Source organism: Chitinophaga sp. NPDC101104 (assembly GCF_050277495.1).
Classification (GTDB): domain Bacteria; phylum Bacteroidota; class Bacteroidia; order Chitinophagales; family Chitinophagaceae; genus Chitinophaga.
The window spans coordinates 58,058-70,242 of record NZ_JBNNSF010000005.1 but is presented as its reverse complement, the minus strand read 5'-3'; the positions used below and the strand labels follow the sequence as shown (position 1 = coordinate 70,242).

The 12,185-nt window shown below is 56.8% G+C and carries 15 protein-coding genes; 4 read left to right on the top strand and 11 right to left on the bottom strand.

Going from position 1 to position 12,185, the window contains the following annotated elements:
• Window position 1: 1 nt before the first annotated feature.
• Window positions 2-496: a DinB family protein gene (locus tag ACQKLP_RS25590; protein WP_427325981.1), complete on the bottom strand. Its 495-nt coding sequence runs from the start codon at window positions 494-496 to the stop codon at window positions 2-4.
• A gap of 71 nt (window positions 497-567) precedes the next feature.
• Here ACQKLP_RS25590 and ACQKLP_RS25585 point away from each other — a divergent pair, with 71 nt between their 5' ends.
• Both ACQKLP_RS25585 and ACQKLP_RS25580 read left to right on the top strand, forming a co-directional pair.
• The gene (locus ACQKLP_RS25585; RefSeq protein WP_427325980.1) at window positions 568-1,788 is read left to right on the top strand and encodes a trans-sulfuration enzyme family protein; all 1,221 of its coding nucleotides are present in this window, start codon (window positions 568-570) and stop codon (window positions 1,786-1,788) included.
• 17 nt (window positions 1,789-1,805) lie between these two features.
• Window positions 1,806-2,252: an N-acetyltransferase family protein gene (locus ACQKLP_RS25580; protein WP_427325979.1), complete on the top strand. Its 447-nt coding sequence runs from the start codon at window positions 1,806-1,808 to the stop codon at window positions 2,250-2,252.
• Between the two features lie 74 nt (window positions 2,253-2,326).
• Here the strand turns inward: ACQKLP_RS25580 and fabD are convergent, their stop codons facing one another.
• The 3 genes from fabD to ACQKLP_RS25565 form a co-directional block, all read right to left on the bottom strand.
• On the bottom strand, window positions 2,327-3,226 hold the full coding sequence (fabD, locus tag ACQKLP_RS25575; protein WP_427325977.1) for an ACP S-malonyltransferase: 900 nt from the start codon (window positions 3,224-3,226) through the stop codon (window positions 2,327-2,329).
• A gap of 113 nt (window positions 3,227-3,339) precedes the next feature.
• Window positions 3,340-3,945 carry a GTP cyclohydrolase I FolE gene (gene folE, locus ACQKLP_RS25570; RefSeq protein WP_427325975.1) on the bottom strand — a complete coding sequence of 202 codons (606 nt, stop codon included), beginning with the start codon at window positions 3,943-3,945 and terminating at the stop codon, window positions 3,340-3,342.
• A gap of 21 nt (window positions 3,946-3,966) precedes the next feature.
• The gene (locus ACQKLP_RS25565; RefSeq protein WP_427325973.1) at window positions 3,967-4,404 is read right to left on the bottom strand and encodes a 6-pyruvoyl trahydropterin synthase family protein; all 438 of its coding nucleotides are present in this window, start codon (window positions 4,402-4,404) and stop codon (window positions 3,967-3,969) included.
• Between the two features lie 36 nt (window positions 4,405-4,440).
• On the opposite strand from ACQKLP_RS25565, the gene mqnB reads away from it, so the two are divergent.
• Window positions 4,441-5,100 (top strand): futalosine hydrolase, encoded by a 660-nt coding sequence (mqnB, locus tag ACQKLP_RS25560; protein WP_427325971.1) that lies wholly within the window; start codon window positions 4,441-4,443, stop codon window positions 5,098-5,100.
• A 12-nt stretch (window positions 5,101-5,112) separates the two neighbouring features.
• Window positions 5,113-5,904 carry a 1,4-dihydroxy-6-naphthoate synthase gene (locus ACQKLP_RS25555; RefSeq protein WP_427325969.1) on the top strand — a complete coding sequence of 264 codons (792 nt, stop codon included), beginning with the start codon at window positions 5,113-5,115 and terminating at the stop codon, window positions 5,902-5,904.
• On the opposite strand, the gene ACQKLP_RS25550 is transcribed toward ACQKLP_RS25555, so the two are convergent.
• The 7 genes from ACQKLP_RS25550 to coaBC form a co-directional block, all read right to left on the bottom strand.
• On the bottom strand, window positions 5,899-7,209 hold the full coding sequence (locus ACQKLP_RS25550) for a cryptochrome/photolyase family protein (protein WP_427325967.1): 1,311 nt from the start codon (window positions 7,207-7,209) through the stop codon (window positions 5,899-5,901). The genes ACQKLP_RS25555 and ACQKLP_RS25550 overlap by 6 nt on opposite strands.
• Window positions 7,210-7,287: 78 nt before the next feature.
• On the bottom strand, window positions 7,288-8,118 hold the full coding sequence (locus tag ACQKLP_RS25545; RefSeq protein WP_427325965.1) for an aminotransferase class IV: 831 nt from the start codon (window positions 8,116-8,118) through the stop codon (window positions 7,288-7,290).
• Between the two features lie 14 nt (window positions 8,119-8,132).
• Entirely contained in the window at window positions 8,133-8,789 is a 657-nt protein-coding gene (locus tag ACQKLP_RS25540; protein WP_427325963.1) for a 3-oxoacid CoA-transferase subunit B, read from the bottom strand.
• Between the two features lie 8 nt (window positions 8,790-8,797).
• Window positions 8,798-9,490 carry a CoA transferase subunit A gene (locus tag ACQKLP_RS25535; protein ID WP_427325961.1) on the bottom strand — a complete coding sequence of 231 codons (693 nt, stop codon included), beginning with the start codon at window positions 9,488-9,490 and terminating at the stop codon, window positions 8,798-8,800.
• A 72-nt stretch (window positions 9,491-9,562) separates the two neighbouring features.
• On the bottom strand, window positions 9,563-10,039 hold the full coding sequence (locus ACQKLP_RS25530; protein WP_427325959.1) for a DUF4296 domain-containing protein: 477 nt from the start codon (window positions 10,037-10,039) through the stop codon (window positions 9,563-9,565).
• Between the two features lie 9 nt (window positions 10,040-10,048).
• Window positions 10,049-10,966, bottom strand: coding sequence for a DUF4835 family protein (locus tag ACQKLP_RS25525; RefSeq protein ID WP_427325957.1), 918 nt, complete (start codon window positions 10,964-10,966; stop codon window positions 10,049-10,051).
• Window positions 10,959-12,164: a bifunctional phosphopantothenoylcysteine decarboxylase/phosphopantothenate--cysteine ligase CoaBC gene (coaBC, locus tag ACQKLP_RS25520; RefSeq protein ID WP_427325955.1), complete on the bottom strand. Its 1,206-nt coding sequence runs from the start codon at window positions 12,162-12,164 to the stop codon at window positions 10,959-10,961. Before coaBC ends, ACQKLP_RS25525 begins: the two co-directional genes overlap by 8 nt.
• Window positions 12,165-12,185: the final 21 nt, after the last annotated feature.

Sequence of the window (12,185 nt, the reverse complement as noted above, 5' to 3'; positions counted from 1 at the left end):
ATTATTTTTTCCATCCTGTATATTCGATGAAATCGGTGGACGGTATCCGCGGTACCCCCTGCTGGCGCAACATCGTTACCAGCTGCCCGCGATGGAACGCGCTGTGCGTGAACGCCTGCATCAATATCCGCGTCACCGGCGTCTTGCAAACGCCTTTCGCCGGACTATTGAACTCCACCGTATGCGCCAGCTTCGCGTCGGATGCGCCCGCCACGAACGCGCTCAACGCCTCGCTCTGCCTTACGAACAACCCGGCCAGCTCTTCCATCCCGCCGCTGAAACCCGCCGCCGGAGGCACTACCGGGCTCGCCAGCAGCAGCCGCTGGTACCAGACGCTTTCCGCATTCCAGACATGCAACACCGTTTTCCGCAAAGTCGGGAAACTGCTGCCCATGTCGCGGTCCAGCTGCTCGTCGGGCAATGCCGCCATCACCTTCATCAGCCGGCCGTTGGCCCAGGCGTTATGCCCGGCCAGTTGTACCAGGAGATCCTTCATTAATATCTTATTTTTACGTTCCGTTGTTTACCTTAACAAGATAATCATTACCAAAAAATAATTCAAACGATATGAACCCTTCACCACTAACGGGCTTCAGTTCCGTCTGCATCCACGCCGGCCATGAACAAGACCCGAGATATGCCCACCTCACGCCCATCTACGCCTCCTCCACCTACGTGTATGATTCCGCCGAACAGGGCATGCGCCGCTTCAGTGGACAGGAAGACGGATTCATCTACTCCCGCTGGGATTCCCCCAACTTCCGCGAAGCCGAAGCCAAGATCGCCGCGCTGGAAGCTTTCGGGCTCACGGGGCCAGACGGCAACCCGCTGGTCCTCAAGGCGAAACTGCACGCCTCCGGCATGGGCGCCCTTTCCACGCTTTTCCTCGCCCATCTCAAATCGGGCGATAAAATATTGTCGCATTATTCGCTCTACGGCGGCACCGACGAGCTGTTCCGCAAGATCCTCCCGCCGCTGGGCATCGAAGCCATCATCATGGACCTCCGCGACCTGAACGCCGCGGAAGACATCCTGAAAAAGGACCCTTCCATCAAAATGATGTACCTCGAAACGCCCGCCAATCCCACACTTCGCTGCGTAGACCTCGAAGCTTTGACTGGTCTGGCGAAAGCGAAAAACGTCATCACGGCGGTGGATAATACCTTCGCCACGCCGTACCTCCAGCAGCCGTTCGCCTACGGCGTCGATTACGTTTTCCATTCTACCACCAAATTCCTCAACGGTCATGGCACCGCGATCGGCGGCGTGCTGATCGGGCGCGACGTGGAGCTCATGAACGGCCCGGTGGAAAAGGTGCACCGCCTCCTCGGCGCCAACTCCAACCCGTTCGACGCATACATGCTCACACAGGGCATCAAAACGCTGGAAGTGCGCATGGAACGGCATTGCCACAACGCGATGGAAGTGGCGGGCTTCCTCGACGGGCACCCCGCCATCGCCACCGTGAATTATCTCGGCCTCGCCGATCACCCCGATTTCATGATCGCATCCCGACAGATGAAACACGCCGGCGCCATGTTGAGCTTTGAGCTGAAAGGCGGGCTGGACGCGGGCAAACGGTTTATCGACAAGCTGAAAATGTGCCTCCGCGCCGTGAGCCTCGGCACCACAGATACGCTCATCTGCCACCCGGCTTCCATGACCCATTACAGCGTACCGAAAGAATTGCGCGAGAAATACGATATCACCGACGGGCTCATCCGCATGAGCACCGGCATCGAATCCGTGACGGACATCCTCACGGATCTCGACCAGGCCCTCGCCTAAACGACTATATTTGCAGCATGATTACGATCCGCAGCGCTGAAAGAAAAGATTGCGCCCGCATGATGGAACTGGTGCGGGAACTGGCATTATACGAAAAGGCACCCGAACAGGTGACGGTGACCCTGGAACATTTCGAGGAATCCGGATTCGGCCCCAACCCGGTATGGTGGGCGTTCGTAGCGGAGGAAGACGGCGTTATCGCCGGGATGGCCCTGTATTACATCCGCTATTCCACCTGGAAAGGCACGCGCATGTGGCTGGAAGACATTGTAGTGTCTGAAAGCTACCGTGGCAAAGGGCTCGGCAAACTGCTGTTCGACCGCCTGCTCGAAGAAGCGCGGGCAAAAGGTTTCAGCGGCATGATGTGGCAGGTGCTGGAATGGAACGCGCCGGCCATTCATTTCTACAAAAAATACAACGCCAGATTCGATCCGGAATGGCTGAACGTCAGCATCGATCTGTGATTTGGACGGCATAAAAAACGAAGCGTCCCGGCTCTGAAGAACCGGGACGCTTTTTTATATCGTTCGGCGAAGGGTTACGCCAGCACGAGCGTATCGCTCACGCCGTCGGCCGCTACGTTCTTATCGATTTTCGCGATGAGCCCCTGCAGCACCTTACCGGGCCCTACTTCGGTGAAGCGGGTGGCGCCATCGGCTACCATGGCCTGTACGCACTGTGTCCATTTCACGGCGCCGGTGAGCTGGGTGATGAGGTTCTGTTTGATTGCTGCCGGGTTGGTCACGGCTTTGGCTACCACGTTCTGGTATACGGGGCAGTTCGGCGTGTTGAACGCGATAGACTCGATGGCGGCCTGCAGCTCTGCCTGGGCGGGCGCCATGAGCGGCGAGTGGAAGGCCCCTCCTACCGCGAGCTCCATCACGCGTTTGGCGCCGGCAGCCTTGAGCAGTTCCATCGCTTTGGCGATACCGGTTTTGGTGCCGGAGATCACGAGCTGACCGGGACAGTTATAGTTGGCGGGCACCACGGTGTCGTCTGTGATGGTGGCGCAGATTTCTTCCACTTTGGCATCGTCGAGCCCGAGCACTACCGCCATGGTGGACGGGGTGATCTCGCAGGCTTTCTGCATGGCGTTGGCGCGGATAGAGACGAGTTTGAGCGCGTCGGCGAAGCCGAGGGCGCCGTTGGCCACCAGGGCGGAGAATTCGCCGAGGGAGTGGCCGGCCGTCATGTCGGGACGGGCGTTTTCCAGGCAGAGGAACCCGATCACCGAATGGAGGAATACCGCCGGCTGGGTTACTTTGGTTTGCTTGAGGTCCGCTTCCGAGCCTTCAAACATCACATCGGAGATCCGGAATCCGAGCAGTTCGTTGGCTTGCTCGAAGAGATCGCGGGCTTTGGGGCTTTGTTCGTAAAAAGCCTTGCCCATACCGGTAAATTGTGCTCCCTGACCGGGAAAAACGAATGCGTGCTTCATTGATATGATTAATTATCAGATGGCAAATATATATAAAAAATTATGGTTTAATCCAGCACGGAAAGTGTCCGGGTCAAACCATATGTGTTTTGGACCAATATGATAACGGCTGATTAGCGTCGGCCCATGAGGTCGGAACTGATGAGTTTCATGAATTCGGCGCGGGTGGTCCCGTCTTCGAACTGGCCGCTGAAGGCGGATGTGGTGGTTACGGAATTTTGTTTCTGCACGCCGCGCATCATCATGCAGAGGTGTTGCGCTTCGATCACCACGGCCACGCCCTGGGGCTGCAGCGTATCCTGGATGGCGTCCAGGATCTGGTGGGTGAGGCGCTCCTGCACCTGGAGGCGGCGGCTGAAAATGTCCACCACCCGGGCGATCTTGCTGAGCCCGGTGATAAAACCATTGGGAATGTAGGCCACGTGCGCCTTTCCGAAGAAGGGCAGCATATGGTGCTCGCACATGGAATACAGTTCGATGTCTTTGACAATCACCATTTCACTGTACGCTTCCGTGAATTTGGCGCCGTTCAGCACTTCCTTCGCATCCTGCTGGTAGCCCTGCGTGAGGAACTGCATGGCTTTGGCCATCCGTTCCGGGGTTTTTACCAGTCCTTCGCGCTCGGGGTCTTCGCCCAGCAGGGCAATGCTATTGCGGTAAAACTCCTTCAACCCGTTCGTCACTGATTCGTCGTACTGCTCTTCTTTATGGTAAGCCATGTGCTGCTGTGTTTTTACTGGTTATTTACCGCCGTAGTATTCCACGTAGATCTTGGAAGTTTCGTGCAGCTTGATGCAATGGAGCTGAACGGTCCCCGGCAGGTGTTTTTCGAGTTGTTCCCAAATGGCGATGGCCACGTTTTCCGCGGAAGTGAATTTGTCTTTCATGAAATCCACGTCGAGGTTCAGGTTTTTATGGTCGAGCTTTTCTACCACCACATCGTTGATCAGGACGCCTAACGTTTTGGCGTTGAATACAAAACCGGTTTCAGGATCGGGATTGCCTTTGATGGTCACGTGCAGTTCATAGTTGTGCCCATGCCAGTTGTCGTTGGCGCATTTGCCGAAAACTTCGTGGTTTTGCTCCTTGCTCCACTGCGGATTGTACAACTTGTGCGCGGCATTAAAATGCTCGACGCGCGTCAAATAGATCATTTGTTCCTTGATAAATTTCTGCAAAGTTAAAGCAATTCGTCGAAAACGTACCTTTATGGGATGAAACTGCTCGTTGCCGCCGCCACGGAGGCGGAAATCCAACCCACGATCGCCTGGCTGAAGGAATCCGGAAGAACGGACGTAGAAACGGTCATCACGGGCATCGGCCTGTTCAGCGCGGCTTTTGCGCTGGGAAAGCGCCTCGCGGCGGGGGATCAGCCCGCATTGGTGCTCCAGGCCGGCATCGCAGGAACTTTTGACCGGAACGTAAAGCTGGGCGATGCGCTGCTGGTGGAGAAGGAATATTTCGGCGACCTGGGGGCGGAAGACAACGGCGTTTTCCGGGACCTCTTCGGCATAGGGCTCTGGAAACATGATCAGCACCCGTTTACGAATAATTATTTATTAAATCCGTTTGACAGGATGCCGCCTTCCCTGGCGCCGCTGCCCCGGGCCTCCGCGGTTTCCGTCAATAAAGTATCCGGCGAAGCCGCCACCATCGCGCAACTGGAACAACTGTACGCCCCCACGCTCGAAAGCATGGAAGGCGCGGCGCTGCACTATGCCTGCCTCATGGAAAACGTCCCCTTTCTCCAGCTGCGCGCCGTATCCAATTATGTGGAACAGCGCGATAAATCGAAGTGGGACATCAAATCGGCGGTGATCCGCCTCAACGGCCTGCTCCGCGATACGATCAACGAATGGAATAACGAACGATAAAAAGAACGATATATGCAACTGAGCTTAGGATTTTCGCCCTGCCCGAACGATACTTTCATTTTCGACGCACTGGTGAATGGAAAGATAGATACGGAGGGTTTGCAGTTCGACACCCGGCTGGAGGATGTGGAAACCCTCAACAAATGGGCACTCCAGGGTAAACTGGACATCACGAAACTGAGTTTCGCCGCCGGTCTCCGCGTGGCTGACAAATACCGCCTCCTCAACAGCGGAAGCGCGCTGGGCCGGGGTTGCGGCCCGCTCCTCATTGCCCGGGAGCCCCTCTCCCCCGAACAGGTCTCATCGCTGAAAATCGCCATCCCCGGAGAAAATACCACCGCCAACCTCCTCTTTTCCATCGCTTACCCCGACGCGAAAAACAAGGAGATCATGGTCTTTTCCGACATCGAACAGGCAGTGATTTCCGGCCGGGCAGACGCCGGCGTCATCATCCACGAAAACCGTTTCACCTACCAGCAAAAAGGCCTCGTGAAAATCACCGATCTCGGCGCTTTCTGGGAAGAAAAAACGGGGCACCCCATTCCCCTGGGCGGTATTTTCATCCGGAAAGACGTTCCCGAAGCCACGGCCCGGCAGGTAGATGCCCTCATCGCGAAAAGCCTGCAGTTTTCCTTCGCCAACTACCCCACCCTCGCGCCTTACGTCAAGGAACACGCGCAGGAGATGGACGAACAAGTGATGCGGCAGCATATCGAATTGTATGTCAACGATTTCAGCCTGGATTTGGGCGAACAGGGGCATAAAGCGATCGAAGTGCTGAAGGAAAGGGCCGGCGCGCTATAACGTACCGCCTGGCTTCAACGCCCTGCCGTACACTTCCAGCGCCCGTTTCCGCGCCATTTCATGGTTCACGATGGGTTGAACATATTGCAGCCCGTCGAACTCCGGCACCCATTTCCGGATATATTTTCCTTCCTTATCGAATTTCTGCGCCTGCAGCGTAGGATTGAACACCCGGAAATACGGCGCCGCGTCGCAGCCGGAGCCCGCCGCCCATTGCCAGCCGCCGTTGTTGGCCGCCAGGTCGTAATCCAGGAGCTTTTTCGCGAAATACGCTTCGCCCCAGCGCCAGTCGATCAGCAGGTGCTTCGTGAGAAAACTCGCCGTCACCATCCGCACGCGGTTGTGCATATAGCCAGTTGCGTTCAGCTCGCGCATCCCCGCGTCCACGATAGGGTAACCGGTCTGTCCCTCGCACCAGGCGCGGAATTCCCGCTCATTGTTCCGCCAGGCGATGTTATCGTATTCCTTTTTGAAAGCCGCATGCACCACATCCGGGAAATGCCACAAAATCATCTGGTAAAACTCGCGCCAGATCAGCTCCTTCAGGAATATATCGTTCAATTTCGTGGCGCGGCGCACCAGTTCGCGGATGCTCACCGTCCCGAAGCGCAGGTGCACGCTCAGACGGCTCGTGCCCGGAATGGCGGGATAGTCGCGGGTTTGGTCGTAATGTTTAATTATAGCGTCTTCCGGGCCCGGCGCCGGGAAATCGCGGCGCGTGGGCGCAAAGCCGATGTCGCGCAACGAAGGGATGGGGCGCTCGTCCTGCAGATGGAAGTTGTTGAAATATTTTTCCGTTGGATAGGATTTGACGAAAAACGGTTCCACCGCGGCCAGCCATTTACGGCTGTAAGGCGTGAATACCGTATAGGGTTCTCCGTTATCCTTCAGCACTTCCCCCTTTTCGAAAATCACCTGGTCTTTGAAGGTTTTGAACGGCACGTTCCTCTCCCGGAGAAGCTTGCCGATGGCTTCGTCGCGCCCGCGGGCGTAGGGCTCGTAATCGTGATTGGCGAAAACCCCGGCTACATCGTACACCTCAGTAAAATGACGGAACGCGGCGGCAGGAGTGCCGTGATACACATGCAAAGTGCTCCCCAGCTTCAACAGTTGCTGTTGCAGGCCGGCCAGCGCATCGTGGATGAATTGCAGCCTGCGATCGGCCCGGTCTTCCAGGTCGTCGAGGATTTCGGTGTCGAAAATGAACACGGGCACAACGGGGCAACCGCTGCGAAGGGCGTGGTATAGTGCAGCCTGGTCGTGCAGGCGAAGGTCGCGGCGGAGCCAGCAGATAACAATTTTCATGCGCAGGTTTTAACAGGCGATGCGGCTCCCCGGGCGGAAAAGTTCAATGTCAGATGGAAAATCGAAGATACGGCGAACTTACAACATGGATTCGTACAGCAGGTCGTGCAGGATGGCGGACGTGGCGTTCCCGTAACTGGTGTCGCCGAATTCGCCTACCCAGCGGATGCCGTAGATGGCGTTGGTGAGAAAAATCTCGTCGGCCGTTTGCAGATCGCGCACGGTCAGCACCCGTTCCTGGATGCGGAACGGGAATTCGGTGGTGAGGATGTGCTTGCGCATCACCCCGCACACGCACCCTTCCGTCAGCGGCGGCGTGAAAACATCGCCGTCTTTCACGATGAACACGTTCGCAACGGTTGTATCCGCCACGCGGCCGTATTGATTGAGCAAAACGGCTTCGGCCACCTGGTGCTGGCGGGCGTACATGGCGGCCAGCACGTAAGGCAGGCAGTTGTTGGATTTGACGTTGCTCAGCTTGTCCCCGGTTTTCACGGCATCGGGGAACACGTCCAGCGAAAGCCCCGAACTGTTCAGTTCGAAAATATGTTCCGGCAGTTCCCAGGACTGGATGAGGAAATGCGGCGTATGGTCGACCGGGTCGTACAGCCCCGTTCCCGCGCGCCATACGGTGAGGCGCACACGCGCGAGATCGCTCACGCCGTTGGTACGGCAAAGCTGAAGGATGAGGTCGATGAAATAATCTTTCGTAAAATGCGGCGGAATGTGAAAATGCAGGATATGCAAACTGGCGACCAGCCGTTCGAAATGCAGGTCGGCCAATAACAGTTGCCCCTGGTACACTTTCATGGTTTCGAAGCACCCGTCGCCATACCGGAAACTGCGGTTATCCACGGTGAGCAACGGTTTGTCGGCCGCTATGAATCTTCCGTTATAACACAATTGCATACCGTAAGTTACGATTATAAAACCATTTCAGGAACATCGCCGTCAACGACCAGCCGGCCGGCCGTTTTGGCTTTGATTTCGTCTACGCTCACGCCCGGTGCGCGTTCCAGCAGCCGGAAGCCTTCGGGCGTAACGTCGAGCACGGCTATTTCGGTGACGATTTTCCGGACGCAGCGCACGCCGGTGAGCGGCAGGGTGCATTGGTGCAGTAATTTGCTTTCGCCTTTGGGATTGGTGTGCATCATGGCTACGATGATGTTTTTGGCCGAAGCCACGAGGTCCATCGCGCCGCCCATGCCTTTCACCATTTTCCCGGGGATTTTCCAGTTGGCGATATCGCCCGAGTCGGACACTTCCATAGCGCCGAGCACGGTGAGGTCAACTTTGCCGGCGCGGATCATGCCGAAGCTTTCGGCGGAGTCGAAGAAGGCGCCTCCCGGCAGGATGGTCACCGTTTCCTTCCCGGCGTTGATGAGATCGGGGTCGATGCCCTCTTCGGTCGGGTAAGGCCCCATTCCCAGCATGCCGTTTTCGGATTGCAGCATGATGGAAATGCCTTGCGGAACGAAGTTGGACACGAGTGTGGGGATCCCGATCCCCAGGTTCACATACATCCCGTCGCGCAATTCCTGCGCGATGCGTTTGGCGATGCCGTATTTATCAAGAGCCATAGCGAAAATCAGATTTTGACGGTTTTCCTTTCGATGCGTTTTTCATAATCATTCCCCTGGAAGATGCGGTGCACGTATATCCCGGGAACGTGGATTTCGTCCGGGTCGAGCTGACCGGGCTCCACCAGTTCCTCCACTTCCGCGATGGTCACATTGCCCGCCCGCGCCATGGAAGTACTGAAGTTGCGGGTGGTTTTGCGGAAAACGAGGTTCCCCATCCGGTCGCCCTTCCAGGCTTTTACGATGGCGAAATCGGCCGGCAGCGCCAGTTCCATGAGATAATCCTTTTCCCCGAAACGCCGCGTCTCCTTCCCTTCCGCAATTTCCGTCCCGAAACCTGCGGGCGTGAAAAAGGCAGGAATGCCCATTCCCGCCATAGCGATGCGCGTGGCCAGGGTTCCCTGCGGAATGAGGTCCACCTCCAGCTCGCCCGACAACAGTTGCCGTTCGAACTCGGCGTTCTCGCCCACGTAGCTCGACATCATCTTTTTGATCTGTCTTGTCTTCAGCAGCAATCCCAACCCGAAATCATCTACCCCCGCATTGTTGGAAATACACGTCAGGTTGTTGACGCCCTTGCGCACGAGGGCCGCGATACAGTTTTCCGGAATGCCGCACAGGCCAAATCCTCCGAGCATGAGGGTGGCGCCGTTGGGGATATCGGCGATGGCCTCGTCGGCGTTTGCAACGATCTTGTTCATCTTCTCAGTTTTTGTTTGTAACCGAAAGATGGAACGCCTCTATGGGCGTTTCATGTTTTGGTGTGTATAACGTCAGAATATATTCAGTTTCAAACTGTCCGGACTGGGCCAGAACAGGGAATCCATCCGGGTGCGGCCCAATTTGCGCTGTTCCCTTTCGTTGCGCGCCCGCTCTGTGGAATCGATGGCTTCGCGCTTGCTGCGCACAACGTCGGCCATATCTTTATAGATCGCCTCCAGCCTGTCCGGATGCGATTCGTAAAATTGCCAGCTTTTCATGAACGTTTCGCGGTCGGTTTTGTGAAGCAGCAATATCTGTGCATACAGGGTTTTACTCGCCGAATCGCGCATGGCTTCCGTGATGTCTACCGAACTGCGGCCTTCCATCATCTGCTCGCGCGCAAACACGTCTGCATAGTTCATGTCCAGCAAAATATCGCGCATCTCGTTTTTCCCCAATACGCCTTTCGGTGTACGGTCCGCTTCGCCGCAGGCAGCCATGAGGGCGGCGATGAAGAGGGCACCCGCTATCTTTCTCCAATTCTTCATAGTCTTATATTACTTCATTTGCTGGTACTTGTTGGCATTCGGCACGTCGAGGACAGACAGCATCTGGATGGCCCGCATTTTTTCCTGCGGCGGCGCTTTGGAGAAGAGTTTCATCAGCTCTTCGTTCTTGGCGGCAAAAAAACTTTGCACCACCATCGAGTTGGGCTGGTCTTCCTGGATGCTCATCAACATGTTCAGGCAATTCATGATGGCGGCGCGGCCCTTGTTCACGTCTTCGTACATCTGGTCGAGCCCCATGCGGTGGTAAGTATACATCACGTCGTGGAACCGCGCGAACTTGACGTTCAGCAGGTTGTCCTGCAGCCAGTAACGGTTGCGGTTGCCTTCGAAGGCTTTCCATCCGGAAACGTCTTTCCCGTCGGGAGCGTTATTCACAATATTAAGGGCTTTTTTAAAATAATTGTCGCCGCCGCGGGGGGAAAACGAGTCGTAATCCAGCCCTAAAATGATGTAGCAATAATAGGCGACAACAGCGGTGAGGTTGGATGCCAGGGGGTCGTTCCCGGAAATGCGCTGTTCATTGAATTCCATGGGCTGGAATTCTACATACCGGAATACCAGGTTGTTATCCTGCGTATTGAAAATGCTGGAGGTGTAGCTCGTGTTGAAGACGGGCCGGCCCGCCTGCACGGTGAGGCTCGCGCGGTAGGTATTGTTGCCGAGGTCCTGCGTAACGTTGAGGAGGAAATTGCATTCGATGCGCTCGGCAGTGGTGAACGCGTCGTCTGTCCACCGCCGGCCGTTGATGAATTCGTTGAGGGCGGTCTGGAGGGTGGTGAAGATGCGTTTTTCCACGTTGGTGCCCAACTGGGCGGCCTGAACGGAAACGTTGGCGCGGAATTCCTGGGCGCCGGCGGCAAGGGATGCCATCAAACAAAGGCAGAAAGCGAGAAGTTGTTTACCCATGTTGCATGTCGATTATAGCCGAAACGATTTCCCTGGCAGCGTCCTGCTTGGATTGCAGGGGAAGCTGGCGCTCCTGGCCGTCGGCGCGGAGGAGGGTGATTTTATTGGTATCGAAGTTGAACCCGGCGCCGGGGTCGTTCAGGGAATTGAGGACCACCATGTCCAGGCGCTTGTCGTTCAGTTTCTTCAACGCGTATTCGCGTTCGTTATTGGTTTCGAGGGAAAATCCGACGAGGGTTTGACCCTCTTTTTTCGAAGCGCCGAGTGCCCGGGCGATGTCTGCGGTTTTCTCGAGCCCGAGGTTCATTTCGTCGTCTTTCTTTTTGATTTTTTTATCGGCGACGTCGCGCGGGCGATAATCTGCCACGGCGGCGGCCATGACGAGGATGTCGGCCTTCGGTGCGAAGGCGGTGCAGGCGTCGAACATCTGTGCGGCGGTCGTCACTTTTTCGGTGGTGACGCCGGCGTGGTGGGTTTCGCGGGGGGTGGGGCCGAGCACGAGGTGGACGGAAGCGCCGGCTTCGGCGAGGGCTTCGGCGATGGCGATGCCCATTTTACCGCTGGAATGGTTGCTGATGAAGCGTACCGGGTCTATGGGCTCCTGGGTGGGCCCGGCGGATACGAGGGCGGTTTTGCCTTTGAGGGGCTGGCCGTCCGACCTGCCGGAAAAGAAGTTGTAGAGGTAGGAAACGATGGCTTCGGGCTCTGCCATGCGGCCTTCGCCGAAGAGGCCGCTGGCCAGTTCGCCGCGGTGAACGGGGAGCTGGCGGTGGCCGTAGGCGAGCAGTTTGCCGACATTGGCCTTCGTGGCGGGATGGAGCCACATGTCTTCGTCCATGGCGGGTGCGAAAAGGACGGGGCAGGTGGCGGAAAGGTATACGGCGAGGAGGAGGTTATCGCAAATGCCGTTTGCCATTTTGGCGATGGTGTTGGCGGATGCGGGGGCGATGAGCATGACGTCTGCCCAGCGGCCGAGCATCACGTGGTTGCTCCAGCTGCCGTGTTCGGAGATGTGGACGCCGACTTCCTGTTTCGACAGGGTGGCGAGCGTGAGGGGCGTGATGAAATCGCAGGCGGAGGGGGTCATGAGCACCTTCACCTGGGCGCCTTCCTTGACGAGGAGGCGCACGAGCAGGGCGGCCTTGTAGGCGGCGATGCTGCCGGAAACGCCCAGTAGGATCTTCTTACCTTGTAACATCTGGCAAAATAAAAGCGGCAG

What these genes read in the sequence shown, in the direction of transcription:
- ACQKLP_RS25545 (WP_427325965.1), bottom strand. Translation starts at nt 8,118, where the DNA reads ATGCAATTGTGTTATAACGGAAGATTCATAGCGGCCGACAAACCGTTG.
- ACQKLP_RS25585 (WP_427325980.1), top strand. Translation starts at nt 568, where the DNA reads ATGAACCCTTCACCACTAACGGGCTTCAGTTCCGTCTGCATCCACGCC.
- ACQKLP_RS25535 (WP_427325961.1), bottom strand. Translation starts at nt 9,490, where the DNA reads ATGAACAAGATCGTTGCAAACGCCGACGAGGCCATCGCCGATATCCCC.
- ACQKLP_RS25550 (WP_427325967.1), bottom strand. Translation starts at nt 7,209, where the DNA reads ATGAAAATTGTTATCTGCTGGCTCCGCCGCGACCTTCGCCTGCACGAC.
- ACQKLP_RS25540 (WP_427325963.1), bottom strand. Translation starts at nt 8,789, where the DNA reads ATGGCTCTTGATAAATACGGCATCGCCAAACGCATCGCGCAGGAATTG.
- coaBC (WP_427325955.1), bottom strand. Translation starts at nt 12,164, where the DNA reads ATGTTACAAGGTAAGAAGATCCTACTGGGCGTTTCCGGCAGCATCGCC.
- ACQKLP_RS25590 (WP_427325981.1), bottom strand. Translation starts at nt 496, where the DNA reads ATGAAGGATCTCCTGGTACAACTGGCCGGGCATAACGCCTGGGCCAAC.
- ACQKLP_RS25530 (WP_427325959.1), bottom strand. Translation starts at nt 10,039, where the DNA reads ATGAAGAATTGGAGAAAGATAGCGGGTGCCCTCTTCATCGCCGCCCTC.
- folE (WP_427325975.1), bottom strand. Translation starts at nt 3,945, where the DNA reads ATGGCTTACCATAAAGAAGAGCAGTACGACGAATCAGTGACGAACGGG.
- ACQKLP_RS25555 (WP_427325969.1), top strand. Translation starts at nt 5,113, where the DNA reads ATGCAACTGAGCTTAGGATTTTCGCCCTGCCCGAACGATACTTTCATT.
- ACQKLP_RS25580 (WP_427325979.1), top strand. Translation starts at nt 1,806, where the DNA reads ATGATTACGATCCGCAGCGCTGAAAGAAAAGATTGCGCCCGCATGATG.
- mqnB (WP_427325971.1), top strand. Translation starts at nt 4,441, where the DNA reads ATGAAACTGCTCGTTGCCGCCGCCACGGAGGCGGAAATCCAACCCACG.
- fabD (WP_427325977.1), bottom strand. Translation starts at nt 3,226, where the DNA reads ATGAAGCACGCATTCGTTTTTCCCGGTCAGGGAGCACAATTTACCGGT.
- ACQKLP_RS25525 (WP_427325957.1), bottom strand. Translation starts at nt 10,966, where the DNA reads ATGGGTAAACAACTTCTCGCTTTCTGCCTTTGTTTGATGGCATCCCTT.